Origin of the sequence: Jeotgalibacillus soli (genome assembly GCF_000829435.1) — a bacterium.
In the GTDB taxonomy this organism is placed as follows: domain Bacteria; phylum Bacillota; class Bacilli; order Bacillales; family Jeotgalibacillaceae; genus Jeotgalibacillus; species Jeotgalibacillus soli.
The window spans coordinates 391587-414563 of sequence record NZ_JXRP01000009.1 but is presented as its reverse complement, the minus strand read 5'-3'; the positions used below and the strand labels follow the sequence as shown (position 1 = coordinate 414563).

At 41.5% G+C, this 22977-nt stretch carries 21 protein-coding genes and 1 other annotated feature; of the genes, 10 read left to right on the top strand and 11 right to left on the bottom strand.

The window, feature by feature from the left end; translation table 11 throughout:
- Positions 1-13: 13 nt before the first annotated feature.
- The 3 genes from KP78_RS05000 to KP78_RS04990 form a co-directional block, all read right to left on the bottom strand.
- Entirely contained in the window at positions 14-1096 is a 1083-nt protein-coding gene (locus tag KP78_RS05000) for a DNA alkylation repair protein (RefSeq protein WP_041086820.1), read from the bottom strand.
- Positions 1097-1342: 246 nt separating this feature from the next.
- Positions 1343-2527 (bottom strand): class I SAM-dependent rRNA methyltransferase, encoded by a 1185-nt coding sequence (locus KP78_RS04995; RefSeq protein ID WP_041086818.1) that lies wholly within the window; start codon positions 2525-2527, stop codon positions 1343-1345.
- 140 nt (positions 2528-2667) lie between these two features.
- Positions 2668-3117: an SRPBCC family protein gene (locus KP78_RS04990; RefSeq protein WP_041086816.1), complete on the bottom strand. Its 450-nt coding sequence runs from the start codon at positions 3115-3117 to the stop codon at positions 2668-2670.
- A gap of 250 nt (positions 3118-3367) precedes the next feature.
- Here KP78_RS04990 and KP78_RS04985 point away from each other — a divergent pair, with 250 nt between their 5' ends.
- Entirely contained in the window at positions 3368-4180 is an 813-nt protein-coding gene (locus tag KP78_RS04985; protein WP_052474597.1) for an SGNH/GDSL hydrolase family protein, read from the top strand.
- Between the two features lie 151 nt (positions 4181-4331).
- Positions 4332-5309, top strand: coding sequence for an aldo/keto reductase (locus KP78_RS04980; protein WP_041086814.1), 978 nt, complete (start codon positions 4332-4334; stop codon positions 5307-5309).
- Positions 5310-5408: 99 nt separating this feature from the next.
- On the opposite strand, the gene msrB is transcribed toward KP78_RS04980, so the two are convergent.
- Together msrB and argS are read right to left on the bottom strand one after the other, a co-directional pair.
- On the bottom strand, positions 5409-6377 hold the full coding sequence (msrB, locus tag KP78_RS04975; RefSeq protein ID WP_041087530.1) for a peptide-methionine (R)-S-oxide reductase MsrB: 969 nt from the start codon (positions 6375-6377) through the stop codon (positions 5409-5411).
- A gap of 92 nt (positions 6378-6469) precedes the next feature.
- Positions 6470-8161 carry an arginine--tRNA ligase gene (argS, locus tag KP78_RS04970; RefSeq protein ID WP_041087529.1) on the bottom strand — a complete coding sequence of 564 codons (1692 nt, stop codon included), beginning with the start codon at positions 8159-8161 and terminating at the stop codon, positions 6470-6472.
- A gap of 51 nt (positions 8162-8212) precedes the next feature.
- Positions 8213-8445: a binding site (T-box leader), on the bottom strand.
- 139 nt (positions 8446-8584) lie between these two features.
- On the opposite strand from argS, the gene KP78_RS20555 reads away from it, so the two are divergent.
- The 3 genes from KP78_RS20555 to KP78_RS19940 are packed head-to-tail and all read left to right on the top strand — an operon-like array spanning position 8585 to position 9383.
- Complete coding sequence (locus tag KP78_RS20555) at positions 8585-8722, top strand: hypothetical protein (protein WP_157841445.1); 138 nt, start codon at positions 8585-8587, stop codon at positions 8720-8722.
- Complete coding sequence (locus KP78_RS04965) at positions 8697-9122, top strand: MFS transporter (RefSeq protein WP_131272591.1); 426 nt, start codon at positions 8697-8699, stop codon at positions 9120-9122. Before KP78_RS20555 ends, KP78_RS04965 begins: the two co-directional genes overlap by 26 nt.
- Positions 9123-9158: 36 nt before the next feature.
- A complete protein-coding gene (locus KP78_RS19940; protein WP_052474594.1) occupies positions 9159-9383 on the top strand; it encodes a hypothetical protein in 225 nt (74 codons plus the stop codon).
- A 3-nt stretch (positions 9384-9386) separates the two neighbouring features.
- Here KP78_RS19940 and KP78_RS04960 read toward each other — a convergent pair whose 3' ends face one another.
- From KP78_RS04960 to KP78_RS04935, 6 genes are all read right to left on the bottom strand, one after another.
- Positions 9387-10127: a hypothetical protein gene (locus tag KP78_RS04960; protein WP_041086812.1), complete on the bottom strand. Its 741-nt coding sequence runs from the start codon at positions 10125-10127 to the stop codon at positions 9387-9389.
- Between the two features lie 152 nt (positions 10128-10279).
- Positions 10280-10762, bottom strand: a complete 483-nt coding sequence (locus tag KP78_RS04955) for a GNAT family N-acetyltransferase (RefSeq protein WP_041086810.1) — start codon at positions 10760-10762, stop codon at positions 10280-10282.
- 38 nt (positions 10763-10800) lie between these two features.
- A complete protein-coding gene (locus tag KP78_RS04950; RefSeq protein WP_041086808.1) occupies positions 10801-11697 on the bottom strand; it encodes a DMT family transporter in 897 nt (298 codons plus the stop codon).
- A gap of 509 nt (positions 11698-12206) precedes the next feature.
- Positions 12207-12890 (bottom strand): response regulator transcription factor, encoded by a 684-nt coding sequence (locus tag KP78_RS04945; protein WP_041086806.1) that lies wholly within the window; start codon positions 12888-12890, stop codon positions 12207-12209.
- An 851-nt stretch (positions 12891-13741) separates the two neighbouring features.
- Positions 13742-14026 (bottom strand): hypothetical protein, encoded by a 285-nt coding sequence (locus KP78_RS04940; RefSeq protein ID WP_041086805.1) that lies wholly within the window; start codon positions 14024-14026, stop codon positions 13742-13744.
- Positions 14027-14170: 144 nt separating this feature from the next.
- Positions 14171-15028: a TetR/AcrR family transcriptional regulator gene (locus KP78_RS04935; RefSeq protein WP_052474592.1), complete on the bottom strand. Its 858-nt coding sequence runs from the start codon at positions 15026-15028 to the stop codon at positions 14171-14173.
- Positions 15029-15227: 199 nt separating this feature from the next.
- Between KP78_RS04935 and KP78_RS04930 the strand changes: the two genes are divergently transcribed.
- The 5 genes from KP78_RS04930 (at position 15228) to KP78_RS04910 (ending at position 22941) form a co-directional block, all read left to right on the top strand.
- Positions 15228-18329, top strand: a complete 3102-nt coding sequence (locus KP78_RS04930) for an efflux RND transporter permease subunit (protein WP_041086803.1) — start codon at positions 15228-15230, stop codon at positions 18327-18329.
- A gap of 420 nt (positions 18330-18749) precedes the next feature.
- Positions 18750-19784 (top strand): N-acetyl-gamma-glutamyl-phosphate reductase, encoded by a 1035-nt coding sequence (gene argC, locus KP78_RS04925; protein ID WP_041086802.1) that lies wholly within the window; start codon positions 18750-18752, stop codon positions 19782-19784.
- Between the two features lie 16 nt (positions 19785-19800).
- Entirely contained in the window at positions 19801-21027 is a 1227-nt protein-coding gene (gene argJ / locus KP78_RS04920; RefSeq protein WP_041086800.1) for a bifunctional glutamate N-acetyltransferase/amino-acid acetyltransferase ArgJ, read from the top strand.
- A complete protein-coding gene (gene argB, locus KP78_RS04915; RefSeq protein ID WP_052474672.1) occupies positions 21008-21787 on the top strand; it encodes an acetylglutamate kinase in 780 nt (259 codons plus the stop codon). The genes argJ and argB overlap by 20 nt, the downstream gene beginning before the upstream one ends.
- Positions 21784-22941 (top strand): acetylornithine transaminase, encoded by a 1158-nt coding sequence (locus tag KP78_RS04910; RefSeq protein ID WP_041086799.1) that lies wholly within the window; start codon positions 21784-21786, stop codon positions 22939-22941. The genes argB and KP78_RS04910 overlap by 4 nt, the downstream gene beginning before the upstream one ends.
- The last annotated feature ends 36 nt before the right edge of the window (positions 22942-22977 follow it).

The window sequence follows — 22977 nt, the reverse complement described above, 5'->3', positions numbered from 1 at the left end:
AAAATGTACAAGACTATTCACTAGTTAACATAAAAAGCGCAGAAGCCTTCTCCACTCCATTAATGACAATGGACAGGCGATGTTCTCCCGGATAATGCACTCGAGTTGTCAGGTTTCTAAAGGATAATTTTCGCTCGAATGTTCTAGTCCCTTCTTTAAGAAATGTATCTGTAATTTTAAACAGCTTTTTCGACGTCTTCCCATTCGCCTTTACGTAATCAACAGCGAATTCTATTCGCAATTTCCCATTCAGCGCTTGCCGGCTTATGGTAAATTGAAAAGTAAGATTTTCTCCAATTCTTAACTGTGAACGATCTAATGACAGTGTCACATCCACTGATGCCTCTCCATAGTAACCAAATAAAGCGAGGATTTCTGGATCAGCTTTTCGCAACAGTCCTCTCACTGCATGACGTATGATCCAGTCTGTCTCTTCATGACGGCCATACCATTTTGCAGCAATCTCCTTAACAACAGCGGGGTGATCTTTGGAAATATCATTTAGGTTGTTGGCAACACTTCTTCTAACATACAGAGACGGATCCTCTTTAAGCGCTTCTAAAATAGGCAAAATGGATGAAGCTTCTTTCTGAAAGGATTTTAACGCTTGTCCCCATGGCAATCGAGGACGGCAGCCTTCACTTGCTAAACGTCTGACATGCTCACTTTCATGCATTGTCCATTGGTGCATTTGTTTCATCATGCGTTCAGGATCGCGTTCAATAAATGGACGAACCGCAAACTCAGCACTGCACGCATGAGTCAAGCAGGCAAAGGCCTCCATCGATACATCCCAATCCTCATCCAGTCCAAATACTTCAACTATATCAGGTAAAAACAAGTATGCAAGTCCGCTGAAATGAGGGGTGATTTTGCATAATAGATCGATCATTTCATTATATTTGGAAGGCAAAAATGGACGAAGTGTGATCGTCACATGCCGCATCCGTTCCTTAAGTTCTTTTTGTTCCCATTCATCATTTAATACTTGAGCAATAAACGCTTCTGTTTGAAAAACCGGGTATTCTTTTTGAACTGCTTCGGAAAATCCTCTCAGCATATGTTCGTTGAAAAGCTCTTTTAAAGGGGACGCCATTTTCCATTCTCCTCATCATTCATTTTTTCAAATAAGATTCCGTTAAACCTATCTGTTGATTTCCGCTTCAGGCGCTCGCTTTCCGCGGGCGAGGACTCCCTTTGACTCGCTTCTCTAAGCAGGAGCCTCACACATCTGCTCCAATCAACATCATGCCAAAATCAACCATTCCCTTTCAAATAGCCTTTTATAAAAACTGAGCAAAAAATCCACAACCCCGTTATAGAGTGTGGATTTCGATCACAATTATTTCTTTTTCACAAATAGCACTTTTAAATAATCGCCTTCTGGGAAAGCTGAAGTCGTTTTAAAATCTTCTGGAAGTGAATAGCTTTCAAGTATTTCATAGCGTAAGCCTTTTTCTTTGAAGCCTTCGTCAATAAAACGCTCGAATTTTTTCATATTGAATGAAGCAGCGTTTGTTGAAGCAACAATGATTCCTTTATCTTCTGTCACATCAATAGCTCGCTTCATTAAATCCTTATAATCCTTGGCCGCACTGAACGTATGCTTTTTGGAACGTGCAAAGCTAGGTGGATCCATCACGACCAGATCAAATTTAAGTTTATTTTTGACTGCATAATCAAAATAACGAAAAACATCGCGGACGAGGATATCTTGAGCCTCATAATCAATTCCATTCATGCTGAATTGTTCGATTGTTTTTGCCACACTTCTATTTGCCAGGTCTACACTCGTCGTTTTGACCGCTCCGCCTAATGCCGCAAAAACGGAGAAGGCCCCCGTATAGGAAAAGGTGTTGAGTACATTTTTCCCTTCTGCATAACGATCTCTGATGGCTTTCCTGACATCTCGCTGGTCAAGAAATACCCCCACCATTGCTCCGTCATTCAAGTAGATCGCAAAGCTTGCTCCATTTTCTTTAACAATCAATGGGAAGTCAGGTTTTTCACCGCGAACAAAATCGTCGTCTGCTACGTACTGACCCTTCGTATCAAATCGTTTTTTCTCATAAATACTCTTATAGTCAGCTAACTCTTCAAAAGCATTTAATATCTCTTCGCGAAACGCATAAATCCCTTCACTATACCACGTAAACAAATAGTGATCATCAAAGAAATCAATCGTCAATCCCCCGATGCCGTCTCCTTCTCCGTTAAATACACGGAAAGCAGTCGTATCCGCTTTAGCGAACCACAGATTCCTGCGGCCAAGGGCAGCGCGGAGGCGATTGGAAAATAATCGCTGATCCACCTGTTCTTCAGAATCCCAGGTTAACAGCCAGCCCACACCTTTATTTTGACTGCCTTGAAAGCCTCTTGCTAAGAATCTTCCACGTTCGTCGGCTGCAACAAGGACTTCCCCTTCTTTTTCTAATTGTTCAGGATTTACAAGCATATCCTTTGTTAATAACGGATAGCCACCAAGAATTTTTTCAACAAATCTTTTCTTTATTTTCACATTCACCATACATCGATCTCTCCTCAATGGATTACAGCTTTTCGGCAATATCCATATGCAATACTCCCATCATACCCGACCCGGCAGCACCATACAATCCAATCATTCACCAGCGGGGAAAAACCGTATCATTTCAAAAATGCAGGCAGCTATTTGCCTTCCGTATTTTTTTCAATATATTTCTTAAGATTACTTAAATGCAAAAGTTCTTCTTTCGCAATCATTCGAACAATCATCCCTTTAAACAAGGTTCTCGCTAGTCCTCTTGTTTTAATGTCTCCATTAAATGTTACATGCGTCTCATTCCCTTGAGGTGTAAATTCATAGCGAAACGAAATTTGCACACCATTTTGATCACTCAGCACCGCATAGGATGTGTTCGGTATATACTCTATTACTTCCAATGTAGTTTGAACTCTTCTGTTCCCCACATTGCGTATTTCATTATATTGAGTTCCCTTGCCTACGGGACCCTCGGTAATTTTTTCAGTTTTCTCAACATGATCCATAATTTCAGGAGCTCGCTCCATATCGGTTGTCCAGGCAAATACAGTCTCAATTGGACGCTCAATAATTATATGTTGATTTAATGCACCCATGTAAACCTCTCCTCTCACGCTAAATCATTTATTCATTTACAAGTATACGTTTTTCTCCCTTTTATTTCTGCATCCAAGCTGTAATGAATAGATGATAATCGCTCAAACTAACTTGAGTGCTCGTGCATATGCTTCGACCATTAATCTTAGCTAATGGCCTATTGATACAGACAAGTTTTTCCTTTAAAGTAAAAGGTGTAATAGGCTATTATTTGTCATTATAACGAGAAGGGGTTGTTTTGAAGGAATTATGAAGAAAATTGTTAAGCTTTTACTCGCTTCTGCTGTGTTGCTCATGTTACTTGGAATGGTCCGTGGTGAGTATAGGCAAAAGCAAACAGAAATTCAAAGTGAACTTCAGCGCTTAAATCCCAGAACGAATTCAGACATCACCTACCTCGATTTTTTAACCTATCGAGTTTTGCAAAATAATCATGCCAATATCGCCATGCTTGGAAGCAGCGTCACAAAGGGTGTTGGAGCAAGCTCTCCTGAGTTTAGCTGGCGCGCTCTGCTGCAAAAAGAAATTCGTCAAGCAAGCAGGCCCCTTCAGCACATAACGATAGCCAATCATGGGCATTCCGGCTATTCATCGGTTATGCTGCTTCGAAATGATATCCTATTTAACGTCATAAAAGGGAAACCGGACTTACTCATTTTGGAGACATCCGTGATCAATAACTACCGCCAGTCGGTCTCCCTTGAGGATACGAAATCCTCTCTTGAACAGCTGTATTCGACCTTCACACGACAGATCCCTGGTGTTGAAATTCTTTTTATTTCTCCTAATCCTATTTTAAAAAACAATCTTAATTCCTCTGGGCTAAACAGCCTTGGATTGACCTTTGAGGATTATGTAGATTTTACAGAACAGATCTCCCGTGAAAATGCGTGGAACTACTTTGACACACATGGGCAAATTTCAAAGGAACTGGGCAACAGAAATTTCGAGGTTAAGGATGCTCTCAGCGATATGATTCACCCAAACGATCTCGGCTATCAGATATGGGCGGATAAACTACTATCAGAAAGCTTAAAAAAACCTATTTCCACCCATCATTAATCATTATTTCCGACCCACCTGCTCGAAAAGAAGCAGGTGATTTTTTTTACTATTATTATCTCAGAGCCTCCATACTGTTCTTATTTGTCCTAACATCGTATGCTAATGAATAGATTTGAAGGCTTTATTCAGGAATTGGAGGAATGACAGAGTGGTAAACGTTAAAAAACGCACATTGGGACAAACGAGCCTAAAGCTTTCTCCACTCGGGCTCGGCTGCTGGCAATTTAGTAATGGAAAAGGACTCGTAGGCGGTTATTGGACAGCCATGGACGAGTCCGTCATTAAAGAAATTGTTCAAACCTCTCTGGACGGGGGAATCAACTGGTTTGATACAGCAGAAGTTTACGGAAAAGGACAGTCTGAAAAAAATTTGGCCCATACACTTGATCAGCTGGCAATCTCCCCGGAGGATGCACGAATCGCAACAAAATGGTGGCCTCTGTTCCGAAGTGCCAGCTCCATTACAAACACCATTGAAGAAAGAATGGAATCATTAAACCAGCGCCCCATCGACCTGTATCAAGTTCATCAGCCATTTTCTATTTCTTCCGTTAAAAAAGAAATGGACAACATGGTCAAGCTTGTTGAAAAAAAAGCAATTGCTCATATCGGAGTGAGTAATTTCAACGCCAAAGCAATGACACAAGCTCATACCAGATTGCAGGAGTATGGTTTACATCTGGCATCCAACCAAGTAAAGTACAGTCTGTTAGACCGTCGAATTGAAAAGAATGGTGTAGTAGACGCTGCGAAAAAGCTTGGCATCTCCCTAATCGCCTATTCTCCTCTCGAACAAGGGATTTTAAGCGGGAAATTTCATAAAAACCCTTCATTAATTCAACAAGCCAGCGGAGTTCGAAAGTATTTAGGAAAATTCCAAGAAAAAGGGCTGGCAAAATCCTACCCGCTAATTGAAAAACTTGAAGAACTGGCAGAAAAATATGAAGCAAGTGCAAGCCAGGTTGCGCTAAACTGGCTGATTCATTATCACGGTGATACAATTTTCGCCATACCGGGTGCTTCTAAGTCTCAACATGCCAAGGAAAATATCGGAGCGATGACATTTAAGCTAACAAGAGAAGAGCTTGAAGAAGTCTCCCGTATTTCCTGGGAAATTGTCGGATAACACATAAAAAGGATGCGTGCGGAAATTGCACGCATCCTTTTTGACAGATCTTTTCATGTTTTCATTACTATTTTCGGCCATTCAAAAGTGCTGTCTCTGTTATCTCTTCATCAAAAAAAGAATACAAAAATCCCCATATCCTTCCTCCTTCAGTTTTTCTTTCGGAATAAACCGGAGTGCAGCAGAGTTTATGCAATAACGTAAACCTGAAGGACCTGGTCCGTCTTCAAATACATGTCCTAAATGCGAATCTGCCTCTCTGCTTCTCACTTCTCTGCGCGTATGTCTTGTAGAAAGGTCCCACTGCTCTCTTACCATGGAATCCGTGATTGGTTTTGTAAAGGATGGCCAGCCGCATCCTGCATCATATTGATCTCTAGAGCTGAATAACGGTTCTCCCGATACGACATCAACATAAATTCCTTCTTCTTTGTTATCCCAATAGGCATTATCAAACGGTGGTTCCGTCCCATTTTCCTGCGTCACGAAATATTGTATCTCTGTCAGGATGCCCTTCAGCTTTGTTCGATCCTTTGGCCAAAAATTCCGCTGAAATTCCGCCCTGCCTGAACCACGATAATAGAGGGCATATCGAAAGCTATTTTTTAAATCAAAATCCTGATGATAGCTTTCCGCTGGATAAAATGGGACCGCTTCTTTAACCTTCGTAATAATCGGCTTTGAGAATCGTCTGCTCTTAGCCAGCTTTTCTCTGGAAGCAACCGCTTGCTGCTTCTGTTCATTTGAATGGGTGAAAATAATGGAACGGTACGCTGGTCCACGATCACTGAACTGACCTTCAGGATCTGTTGGATCTGTAAGTGGCCAGTACCAATCTAACAATTGCTCATAGGAGACAACAGATGGATCGAATGTAATTTGGACGGCTTCCACATGGCCAGTTTCACCTGTACGAACGGAAGCGTATGCTGGGTTTGGCTCATCTCCTCCTGTATAGCCGCTTACTGCACTTTGAATACCGTCCATTTCTGCAAATGGGCGGACAAGACACCAAAAACAGCCGCCTGCAAATGTTGCCTTCTCCCATTTAGGTGATGTCGCTTCTATACTCAACAGGCTTCCTCCTTTATATAAGGACGATTTTCCCCAAATAAAATATCCATTATATTCATTTGTCATTTTTATCTATTTTACCATTCCTACATTTCCTCAGGTGCTTCCATTCCAAGAAGACGCAAGCTCTCTTTAATCACAATGGATACAGCGTGGACCAACGCTAGACGCTGCGCTTTTTCTTCTTCCTTCACGCCTTGTAAGATGCTCGTATGGGCGTAGTAATGGTTAAAGTCCTGGGATAGGTCAATCACGTATTTTGCAACCTTCGATGGATCCCATTCCTTAACTGCCTTCTCCACTTCTTCAGGAAATGCAGCCAGCTGTTTCACCACCGCTCTTTCATCTTTTCCAAATGTAGTAAATGACGTCGGATATTCTTGATTCCATGCAGCTTTTCTCAAAATGGAGCATGCTCTTGCATGTGTGTATTGTACATATGGTCCTGTTTCACCTTCAAATCTCAGCATATCCTCCAATGAGAATTCGATGTCATTTTGACGGAACACCTTGAGATCGTGAAAAAGAACGGCTCCTACACCAACTTGTTTAGCTACCTGCTTTCGGTTATGCAGGGAAGGATTTTTCTCCATTATGGCATTATGCGCCATTTGAATCGATTGCTCCAATACTTCCTCTAAAAGAACAACTTTCCCTTTTCTGGTAGACATTTTCTTTCCGTCCTTAAGAATCATGCCGAATGGAATATGAACAAGATCATTTGCCCAAGGCACACCAAGCTTATTTAATACAGCAATGAGCTGTTTAAAGTGAAGTGTCTGTTCATTTCCTACTACGTAGAGCGATACCGCAAATGCATAGTGATCCTGACGATAAAAAGCGGCAGCCAAGTCACGTGTTGCATAAAGCGTAGCTCCGTCGGATTTCATAATTAAGCATGGAGGCAGACCTTCATCATCCAGCCTTACAACCTTTGCACCTTCCGATTCCTCCAGCAGATCTGCGTTCTTTAGCATCTCAACGACCGCTCTCATTTTGTCATTGTAAAAGGCTTCTCCATGATAGGAATCAAAAGAGATCCCCATTAAATTATAAACGCGGGAAAAAGCCTCAAGCGATACCTCTCTAAACCACTTCCAAAGAGCAACTGCCTCTGTATCTCCATCCTCTAAACACTTAAACCACTGTCTTCCTTCTTTTTCAAGGGATTCGTCAATTTCTGCTTGCTGATGAAAATAGACATACAGCTGATGAAGCTCACGAATCGGATCCTGTCTTACTTTATTCTCTTCTCCCCAGCGCTTATAGGCCGTAATGAGTTTTCCAAATTGCGTGCCCCAATCGCCTAGGTGATTGATTCTGATAGGAGTGTATCCATTTTTTTCGAGCATGTTCGCAATGGCATTTCCTATTACCGTTGAGCGCAAGTGTCCCATAGAAAATGGCTTTGCAATATTAGGGGAGGACAGGTCAATCGTAATGGCACGTCCCTGCCCGGCATCACTGTCTCCATAATGGTTTCCTTGCGTGATAATCTCTGTTATGACGTTTTCGGCAATCGTTAGGATATCGAGGAAGAAATTCACGTATCCTCCCACCGCTTCAACCTTTATTACACCTTCACAGGTAAAACCTGAAGCTATTTGAGCGGCAATTTGATTAGGAGCAAGCTTCATCGTACGCGCAAATCGAAAGCATGGTAAGGCGAGGTCTCCCTGCTCAGCATGCTTGGGCTGCTCAATCAGTAATTCGATCTCGTTGATGGTGATCTCACTATTCACCATTTTATTTATGGTTGAAGCGATCCTTGTGATCATGGTTACATTCCCCCCTTTTTCCATAAAAAAACACCCGTCTCCTGCTGCTATGCAGGAGACGGGTGTTTAGGCCCGCGGTACCACTCCAATTGCATTCATCAGCAAAAAATGATGAATACCAACTCTAAGCAAATAACGGACGCTTTATCCGGTGACGCCTACTCCATTCGTTCAGCGTACATCTCGCAAGTGCGTTTCAGACAAAGCTGCTGCACCAGGCTTTCACCATCCCCGGCTCGCTTTTTGCATGTACTTTGCCATACTCTCTTGTTCATCGATCGTAAAAGTATAATTTTTACTTATTATACGGAGCATTCATTCAATACGCAACCAATAATTTAATTGGGTATCGTCTTTTCATCCATCATAAAAACGTCAATATTGCATGTTTTATATTGAAGGGATCTAGAATGCTTTTGTCAAATGGAGTTTAATAAAGTGGCAATTCCAGGAAGGGACAGTGATAAATATGAGCAGCTTTTGGAGGAAATGGCGTTTCCTGCTCTTTTATTAGGAGGTGTAGGAATCTCAGAGCTTGGTGATTTTATATACTGTTTCTAGATCACCCTTGTCTCTTTCTGCAATTAAGGAAGACACAATAACTGTCTACTCCTTTGGCAAAAAAACCCCTATTTTTATGCTCATACTCGGTCTATATTTAGGTACATTGATGACAACCTTTGCAACGGATACCCAGGAGGCCGTTTTTACACAAAGTGTCGTTGGACTTTCAGAAGTTCAATACAGCTTGCTCATAAGTATTACAGGCATTGGAGCAATTACAGCGGCTACGACGATCGCCTTTTTTTCAAAAAAGCTTTCCATTCGTTTTTTATTTGGAAGCGGACTGCTGATGACCGCAGCAGGATATTTACTATACTCGTTTGGAACTTCGTTTTCGATGATTGCCGCCGGCTTCGTGATCCTTGGCTTCTTTAATTCCTTTGCTAACACGGGATAGACAACCTTTTATCAGCAGCATGTACCCATTAAGATCATGGGAAGAGTAACAAGCTTTTACGGCTTGGTTCAAAGCGCCGGACAAATTCTGTTCGTTTTGCTTGCCGGGTTCCTTGGCGATATTTTTCCGCTTAGAATGACGATTATTTCACTTGCTCTATTAAACCTGTTTTCCATTATGGTTTTGATCTGGGTCATGATGCATAAGCGTCATCAAGCTTTATTTCTTGAGGCTGAGAGGGCACAGAAGAAATCTGCATAGGTCTTAATATATGTTTCTCATCCAATAACAAATCAGAGCAGCTAAAAGCACCTTTTCGTCTCTTGTTAAATCCTTTCCAACCTTCACAAGTTGATTGGTTGTCTGATCATTTTTAAAGGGCTCCGCCATTGCGTAGTCAAAAAAACCATGACGGTAGGATGCAAAAAAACGGTCATTCTCATCCGTCAGATTGAAATCACCAGCCATGCTGCTTGTCGAAGCCTCCAAAATCACCTCTCGATTGGCATTCATTAATACACCCTTTGCCTTAATTAATGACTTGTAGCGCTGTTCCTCATAAAAACCTACTGTTACACCATGCTCATTACGAATTTCAAGCGTAGTCATTTTATGGGATTTCTTCGCTCGATAAGCCGTCACTGGTCTTCCATGTGAATCAAAAATTCCATGTGCAACCGAAAAAAATTGTTCCGATCGATTAATAATGGCTCCAGCGAAATACATCCATCTAGGCACATTCACTGGCCTTAACGAGCCTATGTACTCTCCACAATGATTCACAAACTTAAATTCATTAAAAAAACCTGAATCTCTTTTTAAAATCCATTCATTCTCATCAAGAACGGACCTTCCTTCTTTCTCTGCCGCTCCTTCTGCAAGCAGTATATTTTTTGCTTTGCTGCTATAATGGAGGTATGGAGTAAGGAGCATCATCATAAACGGAGCAAACAGATTAAGCACCCACTTCGCTTGAACGATCAGCGCAATCGCTAAAACGGCCACGGCAATAGCAGCACCTATGATTAAAGAGCGTCTAGCCCTCTGTTGGTATACTTCTTTAATCTGGCTCCCCCCCCTCTGTTGGTATACTTCTTTAATCTGGCTCCCCCCCTCTGCCTTCTATACGATTTTTCACTCACTAAAGTTTCAATAAATCACTCTTTTTTCAAACGGTAAGAAAAAATATGCTGAGGCCCATGTTTCCCGATATATTGTTCTCCCGTATCGATAAATCCTGCTTTTTCATACACTCTCTGCGCGTGTTTGTTTTGCAGATTCACTCCTAATACAATCCGGGAGACAGCGGGATCATTGCTGCGTACAAATTCAACAACTTCCTGCATAGCCATCGTTGCATAGCCCTTTCCCTGTTCGTGATAATCAATCGAAAAGGCTCTCAATAATATTGCATTTGGATCCTTTGTGTAGGGGCGCGGTCCATCCCCTTTATGCAGCACAAAAAAGCCTACTGCCCCTTCATTCGATTCCACAACCATAGGCAGCCTTGCCGGATCGATTTTGCAGGCCTCCAGCGCCTCTTTCGGGTGGGCAGTAAAGGCTGCTTGTTCAGGCGGAAGCATGAAATTTTCCACGGATTTTCTATGAAGCTCTCCATTATATTTTTTTAGATTGATCATACGAATGACATCCCTTCTATGTATTCTATCGATTTGACCTAGCTCTCATAAGCAACGCTGCGAGCATTCTTCCTCGGTTTCTTTGTCGCTATATAGACACCAAAAAAGATAATCATCAAGCCTATAGCAAGATTTGCACTTATTGATTCATTCAGCAGAACCGATCCCCAAATCATGGCTGTGATCGGAACTAAATAGGTGACTGTAGTGGCAAATTCAGGACTGCCCTTTGTAAGCATGTAATAAAACAATAGATGAGCAATGCCTGAACCAAAGCAGCCTAACCCAATTACGGAAAGGATAAATAAAGGATCAAACGTGCCTGTTAAATGAATAGGTCCTGAAAACCATATTCCAACCAATCCCACTATCCCTCCTACGACCAAGGAATAGATTGTGATCAAAAGCACGCCAGCGTCCTTCACGTATTTTCTCGTATATTGAGATGCAAAGCCGTAGCATAGAGCTGCCAAAATCATGGTCCCCACCCCTACAAAGCCATGACTAAACAGCTGACTCACACTAAATTCCATCAGCACTAAAATCCCGGCAAAGCCAATGATAATACCTCCCCACTGTCTGCGTGACAGTTCGATCGAAAAAAATAAAAAACCGATCAATCCGGTACAAATGGGTGTAAGGGCATTAAGTACTGCTGCTGTATTGCTGTTGATTTGCGTCTCACTTAAAGCAATGAGTCCCCAGGGCAGGCCTGCATTAAAAATACCAACAAGGATCAGCGCTTTCCAAGGAATCGGCCGTCTTATTTGCTTCCGCTTCACCCAAAGAATCGGCAGTAAAATTAAGGCTCCTGCCATACACCTCAAAAAGACCGTTCCCCAAACCCCGGCCGGCTCCACCAGCCATTTAATAAAAACAAAGGATAAGCCCCAAATTAAACTTAAAGCAATTAGTGCTCCATATAAACGCGACATATATACTTCCCTCCAGCTAGCGGTCTCTATGATGAATCTTTTAACGCTATAGATCAATTGCCATTGTTGGTAAGGAACTAGCAAATAAAAAAGCTCCCAAAAGGAGCCAAATGGCCATTATTCCGTAAGGTTGCTCCCATATGAGCAGGATATTTTAAGCCAAAGTTAAGCATTATTGTAAATAGTAATTCTCTCTTCAGCAGTGAAAATCTCTTTATATTATCCGCTTTATTCCAGTAGATATTTCTTTTCGGACACTTTTATGGCCTCTTTAAACGTTTACTGAAAATAAAAGAGCTTCTGTGTAATTGTTTTATTCATTCACTTATTGCTCGAACATTATCATAATACTGTAATTCTCATCAATCGATCTAAAAAGCAATTTCTTGTCGCAAATGACAAGAAATTGCTTTTTATCTGTTAACTTAGTCAATGTTAACAATGAATCCATCAACACAGCCGTTCGGAACTTATCAGTGAAAGTCCCTCTATAAATATAGGTTCACTTCTTACTGCCTTTTCATGCGATAGCCAACTCTTTCTACCCTTTCAAGCATATTGCTTACGCCTAAACTCGTAAGTCGATGACGGACGCGCCTAATATATACATTTAACATATGGTCATCTATTTCAATTCCATTTTCTTGAATAGAGTCGATTAAGCTTGCCCTGCTTGTTACTTGCTCCCCCCGGGTAATCAGTATTTCAAGCAATGCCGCTTCGTTTTTTGACAGTTTTTCACTTCTATTATCAAAATACAGCTCTGATCGCTTCGCAAAGAGTTTTAAACCTTTAAATTGGATTAATTTTTCATGCTCATTCTTGGAGCCGTAAGCTTTAGTCAATTGATCTCTTAACGCTGTGGTTAATATCTCTGTTGAAAACGGTTGTACAAGTGTATCACTATTTTCACGCTTTTGAGCCGTTTCATGGTTTGTTCTGCTACCTTCGTCTCCATTTAAATAAATCACCGGGCATTGAGAATACGCTCTAATCTGACGGCACCAATAATAGCCATCAAAAAAAGGAAGATCCACGTCGAGCAAGACTAAGTCTGGCTTTTCTTCAATAAAAAGCTCCAGAATACGCTCAAAGTCTGTAACAGGAATAGGCTCGTACCCAATCCCTCTAACTCTTTCAGTCAGTTTTGTGCGAAGATCAGCATTGTCCTCAACAATCATGATCCGCTGCATAAAGATCCCTCCCTTGTTTCCCTCTAACCCCTTTGATCCTTTCACATTTTACTTGTATTCTTTTCTCTTTCTTCGTTGTTGAATGAGCAAGTTTTTTCTTTCTATATAAACATTGATCCTTTCACTCGTCGTTAGACATCGTTATAAAAGGTCTCGTAAGAAGGCTGCAGTTTCGTAGGGTACCTAGGGACAACTATCAAATCATATTGATAATAGGTCTCTGTTTAACGGAATTCATCTATCTTCACCACTGCTTTTGGATGGCAGTCAGTCATGATATCGGCACAAATCAACTTGCATTCATCTGCAAGAATGTATCCTTCTATTGTCTCGTATTATAGCGGCTATGTCAAAGCGAGCTGCAAATAGCTTGGTCTTTACGCTTGTAAACACGACTAAAAATAAACATCATTTTGTTAGCGCTATCAATTATTTGCTTTGTTACAAGGTTACTTTTATTTTACTACATATTTGTGATAATTTATATGAGTGATCGTTCATTTTTCCTGAATTTATTATATTTATCTTCTTTTACCATGCTTCAACTTATTGAAGAAAGTTTTGGGTAATTTATTGAAAATATTTCTGTTCATTTAAAATGCACTGTGATCTAGCAGGCTGCCGGAAGGACTTCAGAAAAGTGTAGCTGAACATATAATAAAGACAATTTCACCACTTGAGTTGAAGCAGAATACAATATGTCACGCTTGAACGCCATACAATCCGAGCGGTTTTTTACAAGCTGGGATAGATGCAATTGAAGATCCAGGGGAAGGAAGCTGACGAAACTCCAGTCGATGCATTGTTATTAAAACTTTTAATACTTCACAATAACTGGTTTTATTTTGGAGCTAATACGATCTCAGCTCTTTGTATTTTTCAATAAAAGCTTTAGGATCCTCTTTGACCTTATAAGGAAAAAGCCCTTTTACAGTATGAACGTAGAGAAAACCGTATCCTTTATTAATGGATTTAAATGACACATCAAGCACTTCATTTAAATAAAATAGCTGGGATTGATCCGCAATGCGGTTTTCATATAAAACAATCTCATGCTTAGATTCGATAATATGCTGTTCTTCCCAGGAGATTTGACGGGTAATGATTATATAGGAGTGGGTTGCGATTGGCTTCATGAGGGACCTCCTTAAAAGTAATTAAATTTTCGTATCTTAATGCTATAGAGAAAATGGTGGCGATGCAAGTAAATCGACGTGATAAAAAACAGCGAGTTCTTTTTTGAACTCGCTGTTTTCATCTGATTTTATGACCGATCTATATTAAGTGGTTAACAGCTGCCGCAGCTCCATAAGACGCTTTCTCTCTTCTTCATCTTGAATGGCTTCCTCCAGCAAAGCAATTAGTCCGGCAACGACCATCCATTGAACAGGTTCGTTTCTCAGCTGTTCTTCAATCGTTCTGCTAATTTCAAAAAGACGCGGTTCTTCTTCAGACTCAACCATTTGCATAACTTGTCTAAGTTCATTCTGTACTCTTTCATGCAGCGGTAAATTGGTTTGGATAAGCTCCCTCAATTCTTCTTCTTCCATCAAAGCACCATGATGTTCAATTGATTCCACTAGCTTATCCATATGGTCGAGCAGCAAACCAGGTACTTTTTTATAGGGGATTTTTACCCCTTCAATGATAATCAGCATAATATATTCCTTCGTCATACCACCGAGCATAATCGTTGCATCCCACAGCTGACTCAGGCTTAGATGCGGATACATAAGCTTCAATTGATTCATATACCATTGAATACTTTCTCTCCGAATTTTTATCAAAAATTGATCCAGCTCATCACTAATATTTAGCATTTGCTCCTGCATAAGTACTCGAATAAAATCCTTGTGATTCAAAAACTCTTCAAATTGCATAAGAAGCTGAAGTTCAAAACGTTTTTTTGGGCTTAGCTCTTCATTTTGATCGACTTCTTTTATTTTTCTGTCCATCTCTTCATAATAATAATGAAAAATTGAAATAACCAATTCTTCCTTCGATTTAAAATAATGATAAAAAGAACCCTTAGACATTTCACTCGCTTCCACAATATCTTGCACAGACGTCGTATGATAGCCTTTTTCTGCGAACAGACTCATCGCATTTTTTATAAAATGTTTTTTGCGCTCATTCATTGCTTCGTCCCCTTAATTATTGTATCTCTATTGTCGCACATGATACAAAGTTAGAGCAAGAATTATTAGACCACCAAGTCAACATAAATACCGACTATTTAGTTTTAAAAACATTTATACATACTTGTTGATTTAAAAGCATTATTTGTTTATTATATAAACGAACCGACTAGACGGTCTATTCTTAAGGAGGACTCTGATGAATCGTATTATTTCATTTTCTTTAAACAACAAACTAGCCATCTGGCTACTGACAATTATCGTTACCGTAGCCGGGATGTATTCTGGCCTCAATATGAAGCTTGAAACATTGCCAAGCATTAGTACACCAGTGATTACCGTTACAACGGTCTATCCTGGCGCTGCCCCAGAGGAAGTAGTAGAGGATGTAACGAGTCCAATCGAACTCGTTTTACAAAACCAAAGCGGTGTGCAAAATATTAGCTCGAGTTCATTCGCTAATGTCTCTTCTGTTCAGATTGAATACAGCTACAGTACAGACATGGACCAAGCACTTGAGGATGCAAAAATAGCTGTAGATGGCGTTTCACTTCCTGACAACGCACAGTCTCCTGATCTATCAAGACTTAGTTTTGATGCGTTCCCTGTATTTTCATTAAGTCTTTCTGCAGAAGGTTCTAGCCTGACAGAACTTACGGAGCTTGTTGAAGGGGAAATTGTTCCTTCACTTGAGGGAATTGAAGGTGTATCAAACGTTGGAATCTCAGGCCAGCAGCTAGAACAAATTGTTTTAACGTTTGACGAAGATCGATTAGCTGAAACAGGTCTTACCCAACAAACTGTTGAGCAGATCATTCAAGGGGCAAGTGTGGAATTCCCGCTTGGACTCTTTACCTTTACAGATGAACAAAAAGCCGTTGTCATTAACGGAAATATTTCCAATATCGAACAACTAGAAAATTTACAGATTCCAATTATGCCAACTGGTGCAGGCGACCCTGCTGGAGCATCTGACCAACCAGCAAGTACTCCTGCACAGAATGGATTGCCAACGATTACTTTAGGCGAGATTGCTTCACTTGAACTGGTTGGAGAAGCGGAATCCATTTCTAGGACAAATGGCGTTGAGTCCATCGGCGTCCAAATTACAAAAGCACCTGAAGCCAATACAGTTGATGTAGTCAATAGCTCCAAAGAAATGCTTGATGAGCTCGCTGCTTCAGAAAACTTCGAATGGACACCCGTTTTTGACCAAGGTGCGCCAATTGAACAATCTGTTAAGACGATGCTTGAAAAGGCCATTATTGGTGCAGGCTTTGCTGTACTGATTATTCTTCTTTTCTTGCGCAATATTAAATCGACGATCATCTCGGTTATATCGATTCCACTGTCATTGTTAATGGCTGTTCTATTATTAAATCAATTAGGGCTTACGTTAAATATTATGACACTAGGAGCCATGACCGTTGCCATCGGCCGTGTTGTTGATGATTCCATTGTCGTCATTGAAAATATATTTAGACGTATGGCCAAAACAAACGAAACACTAACAGGTAAAGAACTCATTAAATCAGCAACAAAAGAAATGTTTGTACCAATTATGTCTTCAACAATCGTAACGATCGCGGTTTTCTTACCTCTTGGGCTTGTTGAGGGACCGGTTGGAGAACTCTTCTTGCCATTTGCTTTAACTGTTGTGTTTGCGCTTCTTGCTTCCTTGCTTGTATCGATTACTATCGTACCAATGATGGCTCACTGGCTATTTAAAAAAGGAATTGGCGAAAAGCATCATGATAAACCTAGCAAATTAGCAAACTGGTACCAATCCGTACTGAAATGGACGTTAAACCATAAGCTCGTAACCTTCGGAGGATCTGTACTTCTCCTTGTCGGAAGCTTTGCTTTAGTCCCGCTCATCGGCGTAAGCTTCATTCCTGCCGAAGAAGAAAAAATGGCCATTGTTACCTACAATCCATCTCCTGGTGAAACGGAGTCACAGGTGGAAGAAGTCGTCTCAGATGCAGAAACGTACTTCTTAAATCAAGAGGATGTTGAAATGGTTCAATTCTCTCTTGGCGGAGAAAATCCAATGAATCCTGGAGCACAAAACCAGGCATTATTCTATGTTGGTTATGATGATGAAACAGAAAATTTCCAACAAGTAAAAGAACAGATTATTGTCGATCTCCAGGCTCAGTCAGAACAAGGTGAATGGGTATCACAAGACTTTAGCTCAACTGGTGCGAGCAACGCCATTTCTGTCAATGTATACGGAGAGACACTTGACGAAATTACACCAATGATTGAAGAAATCGAGGCAATCTTCCAGGATAACGAGGACCTAACCAATGTAGGAACGAGTATCGAAGAATCCTACAATCAATATACATTCGTAGCGAATCAAGAAAGACTTGGTGAACTCGGCTTATCAGCTGCTCAAATTGGTATGGCCTTGTCACAAAACGGACAATCAGATCCGATTACAACCATTGAGCAAGACGGCAAAAAACTGGATGTTGTAATCCAAGTCGAAACAAGTGAATATGCAACAATAGATGATATGACAAGTGAGACCATCATAACCCCACTTGGAATACCCGTTGAAATCAACGAACTGATCTCCGTTGAAGAAGGTGAATCATCTAACACAATCATTAAACGGAACGGGAGCACATACGCGAGCGTCAATGGTCAAGTAACCTCCGATGACATCGGAGCAGTCCAGCAAACTCTTCAATCAGCAATTGATGATATTGAAAATCCGAACAACCTAGAGATTTCCTTTGGCGGCGTTACGGAACAAATCAATGACTCGTTTACACAACTTGGACTTGCCATGCTTGTTGCCATTGCTGTTGTATATCTTGTCCTAGTTATTACATTTGGCGGAGGCTTAGCGCCGCTTGCCATCCTGTTCTCCCTTCCATTCACGATTGTAGGTGGATTGGTTGCTCTATGGATTGGCGGAGAAACGTTAAGCGTATCTGCCCTAATTGGGGCATTGATGCTAATTGGAATCGTTGTTACAAACGCAATCGTTTTGATTGATCGTGTGATCCAAAAGGAAAAAGAAGGTCTTTCTGTTCGTAACGCCTTGCTTGAAGCAGGTGCGACAAGACTTCGTCCAATTCTGATGACAGCCCTTGCGACAATCGGGGCACTAGTTCCGCTTGCCATTGATTCAGGCGGAGGCGCGTTGATCTCTAGAGGTCTAGGTCTAACAGTAATTGGTGGTTTGACGAGCTCCACGTTACTCACGCTCGTGATTGTACCGATTGTTTACGAATTCTTTATGAATATAAAAGCTCGTTTTACAAAAAAAGAACAAAAGAACAGCTAAACGTTTATCCCCTCTAAATTAGAGGGGATTTTTTGTGAAGATAAGAACACTGATTTTCTTTAAAAATAGCTATGTTATAGTCCATGTCGATTTTTGCATGACGTTGATTGGAACGAGTGTGCGAGATTCCTGAGGGCTGAAGCGGGACAAGTGAGACGCAAGCAGGTGCGTCTGCGATCTGGGAGGCTCACCGCCTGTGTGCTGCAATCAACAGGCTAGGCTAATAGAGTCTTTCAAATAAGCATACATTATTCACCTCACATTGATTTCATTTCTGACAATTCTTTCACTGTATAGAAAACAAATAAAAAGTTATTTTAGTTATTTATAAAAATACTGTTGATTTTATTTTTATACATACTTATAATGTTCCTAAATTACTTGTTCGATTTAGTAAAATGTTAATTTGAGGTGATCGTAGTGAAAGTAGGTATTATAGGGGCTTCAGGATATGGCGGACTTGAACTTGTACGACTGCTCCATACACATCCCGAGGTGGAGTCAGTCGAACTGTTCACATCGTCAGAAGAAGGAACGGTTTATTCTCATAAATATACACACTTATACAATATAATGGATCAGCCGCTCCGGCGAATCAATGCGGAAGAAATGAGCTCACTAGACGTTGTTTTTTCCAGTGCTCCTGCTGGTGTTGCAAGTACTCTATTACCGCCGCTCATTGGTAAAGGACCCCGTATCATTGATCTATCAGGTGATTTCCGCCTAAAGGATGAGGAGCTATACAGGAATTGGTATCAAAAAGATCCTGCTCCTGGAAAGTACCTGCAGGAAAGTGTATACGGGCTAACTGAATGGAACCGGTCAGCTATTGAAAAAGCCACACTGATCGCAAACCCTGGCTGCTACCCGACAGCTGTCCTGTTATCCCTGCTCCCGCTTCTGCGCGATCAGCTGATTGATGGCAGCCAGCTTATTATTGACGCTAAGAGCGGTGTCTCCGGTGCTGGAAATACGCCAAGCCAGATGACACACTTTAGTGAAACAAACGAAAATATTTCTATTTACAAAGTAAATAAGCATCAGCATATTCCGGAAATCGAGCAAGGTTTCCAGCTATTTGCCAAAGAACAGTCCCCGATCACCTTCAGTACACATCTTGTGCCGATGACACGGGGAATTATTGCAACAAGCTACGCTAGACTCGAAGATGGAGTCAGCCAAGAAAAGCTAATCGAATGTTTAACAGAAACATACAATGAAAGCCCATTCGTCCGAATCATCCCTGCTTCGCAGAAATTCGGCACAAAGCAGGTTTCCGGTTCAAATTACTGCGATATTCAAGTATATGCAGATTCTCGTACAAACCGTGTAACGGTAGTTTCTGTAATTGATAATCTTGTAAAAGGCGCAGCGGGCCAGGCCATTCAGAATATGAATGTTCAATTTGGATTGAAAGAGACGACTGGATTAACACAAGTACCAGCTTTTATTTAGAACAAGGAGGAGTAGCATGACTACCCTATATCCATCGATCAAACGAATTTCCGGAAACAATATCGCTTCCCCTATCGGATTCAGTGCTGCAGGTATTCACTGCGGTATTAAACATAAAAAAAGTGACCTTGCCATTCTGGTAAGTGATGTTCCTGCTAACGCAGCGGGTGTATACACAACAAACGTCGTTCAAGCTGCTCCTCTTCTTGTTACAAAGCAAAGCCTTGCTGAAACAGGAAAAATGCAGGCGATTATCGTAAATTCAGGAAACGCCAATGCTTGTACAGGAAAAAAAGGACTTGAAGATGCCAAAACGATGCAAGCCAATGCAGCCGACAAGCTAGGAATTGCACATAACTTAGTTGGAGTGGCTTCTACCGGCGTTATTGGAGAAAAACTGCCAATCGATAAAATTGTTAACGGCATTTCAAAATTAGAGCCTACAAGTGGACTGAAAGGCTCTATTGATTTTTCTCAATCCATTTTAACAACCGATACAGTTTCAAAAAACACAGCCTACAGCGTCACAATCGATGGCCAAACGGTCACGATTGCCGGTACAGCAAAAGGGTCAGGTATGATTCACCCAAACATGGCCACGATGCTTGGGTTTGTTACGACAGATGCTGCGATTGGATCAGATGATTTGCACAGTGCCTTATCATCCGTTGTAGATCGTACCTTTAATTCCATCACGGTTGATGGAGATACCTCTACAAATGACATGGTTCTCGTAATGGCAAACGGACTTGCAGGCAACAACACGCTTGTACCGAACCATCCTGACTGGGATGTTTTCGTACAAACACTGCTGTTAGTCTGTGAGGATCTTGGGAAGATGATCGCAAAAGACGGCGAAGGTGCAACAAAGCTAATTGAAACGGAAGTAACAGGCGCGATTTCAGATTCAGAAGCAAGAATGATCGCAAAAACAGTCGTTGGCTCCCCTCTTGTGAAGACAGCTGTTTTCGGCTGTGACGCAAACTGGGGACGTATTCTTGCAGCTGTCGGGTACAGCGGAGCAACCCTTGATCCGGATAAGATTAAAATACAAATCGGTACCACTACTGTTGTATCAGACGGTGAACCTGTTGATTTTTCAGAAGATGAACTAATTGAGTATTTAAAACAGCCTGAAATAAAGATAAAAGTTAACCTGCAGGAAGGTGCAGGAAAAGGGCTCGCTTGGGGGTGCGACTTAACCTATGATTACGTCCAAATCAATGCAAGCTACCGTACGTAATGGTGACACGTCCCCTTCTGTTATCGTCATTAAGCTAGGCGGAAGTATTTTAGAAGGTCTTAACGAAGATTTTTATCGCCAGCTTAAAAAACTTCAGCAGGAAGGATACGCTCTTGCAATCGTTCATGGAGGCGGACCAGCGATTAATCGCGAACTTAAAAAGCGGCAGGTGCCAACATCAACAAAGGACGGCATCCGAATAACGAGCAAAGAAGCGGTCTCCATTGTGCAATCTACATTAGTCGGTCTTGTAAATCCTTTTCTTGTCCACCAGCTCAACTCAGCAGGCATTAAAGCGATTGGTCTAAGCGGATATGACGGCGGATTGCTATCCTGCACATACCTAAACGAGGAGATGTACGGATCGGTTGGCCAAATTAACGAGGTCAACACAGACTTGCTCCATCAGTTCTTTTCAGCTGGCTTCGTTCCTGTCATTTCTTGTATCGGTGTTACAGACAACGGCGAGCCGTTGAATATTAATGCCGATACTGTAGCCGGCAAGGTGGCCCATGCATTGGATGCAAAAAGTCTACTATTCGTTACAGATACACCAGGGATCAAATTAAATGAACAGCCGCAAGAGCTTATGACGCCTGAAGACGTTTCTCAATCGATCGCATCTGGTGCAATCTACGGAGGCATGATCCCAAAGGTTGAAGCAGCTCTCAGCTGTCTCAATGACGGAATTCCATCCGTTCAAATTGTCGGGCATCAATTAACTGGCACAAACATTACGCATGTGGAGGTGTTCAAATGAGCTCATTATTTCAAAACTATCAGCGCCGCTCGTTAAACCTGGTTAAGGGGAATGGAACCGTAGTAGAGGATGATAAGGGCCGTGAATATCTCGATTTTACAAGCGGCATCGCTGTTGTCAGTCTTGGCCATTCAAACCCAGCCATCTTAAAAGCACTGAAAGAGCAAAGTGAAAAGCTATGGCACGTCTCAAATCTTTTTGAGAGTCCTGCACAGGAACAGCTGGCATCCTCATTAACGGCTGAAACACCGTTTGAACATGCCTTCTTTTGCAACAGCGGCGCAGAGGCAAATGAAGCTGCGATTAAACTAGCAAGAAAATTTACCGGCAAAAACACCATTATCACCTTTAATCACTCCTTCCACGGACGTACGTTTGGAGCAATGTCCGCTACAGGACAGGACAAAATCAAGCAAGGCTTTGGCCCAATGCTTGAATCGTTTCGTATTATTCCTTACAACGATCCAATGGCATTGCAGGATGCGGTAGATCATGATGTAGCTGCCATTATGCTTGAAGTCATTCAAGGCGAAGGCGGAGTCAATCAAATCGATGAAGAATTTGCAGCTCAAATTGCGCAAGTATGCAAGGAGCAGGATATTCTTTTAATTGTCGATGAAGTACAAACCGGGATTGGACGTACCGCAAAAAAATATGCCTTTGAACATACCGTTCTTAAGCCGGATATTATGACACTGGCAAAAGCTCTGGGAAATGGCTTCCCGATTGGCGCGATGCTTGGAGCACAGAAGCTGTTTAATTCTTTCGGTCCCGGAAGCCACGGAACAACATTCGGCGGAAATCCGTTGGCAGTGAGTGTTGCACAAGCCGTCATTGATCAAATCTTTGACCCATCCTTTTTACAGCAGGTTGAGGAAAAAGGAGCCTATCTTACACAGCAGCTTCAAGTACAGCTTGGCTCATCGGAAAACATAAAAGAAATTCGTGGAAAAGGCTTAATCATTGGGATTGAATGCCGCAAAGGAGCAGCTGAACTTATTCAAGAAGCAGAAAATGCTGGCTTGCTTATTGTACCAGCTGGACCAAATGTGCTGCGTCTCCTCCCTCCTCTTACGGTTTCAAAAGAGGAAATTGATCAAGCTGTAGCTATATTATCAAGCCTTGTTCATCAATCCGTATCAATCGACTCCTGAAAAAGGAGTAATTTTTCTATTTCAAATGAATAAAAT

What these genes read in the sequence shown, in the direction of transcription:
- KP78_RS04940 (WP_041086805.1), bottom strand. Translation starts at nt 14,026, where the DNA reads ATGAAGCCAATCGCAACCCACTCCTATATAATCATTACCCGTCAAATC.
- KP78_RS04930 (WP_041086803.1), top strand. Translation starts at nt 15,228, where the DNA reads ATGAATCGTATTATTTCATTTTCTTTAAACAACAAACTAGCCATCTGG.
- KP78_RS05000 (WP_041086820.1), bottom strand. Translation starts at nt 1,096, where the DNA reads ATGGCGTCCCCTTTAAAAGAGCTTTTCAACGAACATATGCTGAGAGGA.
- KP78_RS04955 (WP_041086810.1), bottom strand. Translation starts at nt 10,762, where the DNA reads ATGATCAATCTAAAAAAATATAATGGAGAGCTTCATAGAAAATCCGTG.
- KP78_RS19940 (WP_052474594.1), top strand. Translation starts at nt 9,159, where the DNA reads ATGGGAAGAGTAACAAGCTTTTACGGCTTGGTTCAAAGCGCCGGACAA.
- KP78_RS04945 (WP_041086806.1), bottom strand. Translation starts at nt 12,890, where the DNA reads ATGCAGCGGATCATGATTGTTGAGGACAATGCTGATCTTCGCACAAAA.
- KP78_RS04990 (WP_041086816.1), bottom strand. Translation starts at nt 3,117, where the DNA reads ATGGGTGCATTAAATCAACATATAATTATTGAGCGTCCAATTGAGACT.
- KP78_RS04995 (WP_041086818.1), bottom strand. Translation starts at nt 2,527, where the DNA reads ATGGTGAATGTGAAAATAAAGAAAAGATTTGTTGAAAAAATTCTTGGT.
- KP78_RS20555 (WP_157841445.1), top strand. Translation starts at nt 8,585, where the DNA reads ATGGAGTTTAATAAAGTGGCAATTCCAGGAAGGGACAGTGATAAATAT.
- KP78_RS04910 (WP_041086799.1), top strand. Translation starts at nt 21,784, where the DNA reads ATGAGCTCATTATTTCAAAACTATCAGCGCCGCTCGTTAAACCTGGTT.
- KP78_RS04950 (WP_041086808.1), bottom strand. Translation starts at nt 11,697, where the DNA reads ATGTCGCGTTTATATGGAGCACTAATTGCTTTAAGTTTAATTTGGGGC.
- argB (WP_052474672.1), top strand. Translation starts at nt 21,008, where the DNA reads ATGCAAGCTACCGTACGTAATGGTGACACGTCCCCTTCTGTTATCGTC.
- argJ (WP_041086800.1), top strand. Translation starts at nt 19,801, where the DNA reads ATGACTACCCTATATCCATCGATCAAACGAATTTCCGGAAACAATATC.
- argS (WP_041087529.1), bottom strand. Translation starts at nt 8,161, where the DNA reads ATGATCACAAGGATCGCTTCAACCATAAATAAAATGGTGAATAGTGAG.
- KP78_RS04985 (WP_052474597.1), top strand. Translation starts at nt 3,368, where the DNA reads ATGAAGAAAATTGTTAAGCTTTTACTCGCTTCTGCTGTGTTGCTCATG.
- KP78_RS04935 (WP_052474592.1), bottom strand. Translation starts at nt 15,028, where the DNA reads ATGAATGAGCGCAAAAAACATTTTATAAAAAATGCGATGAGTCTGTTC.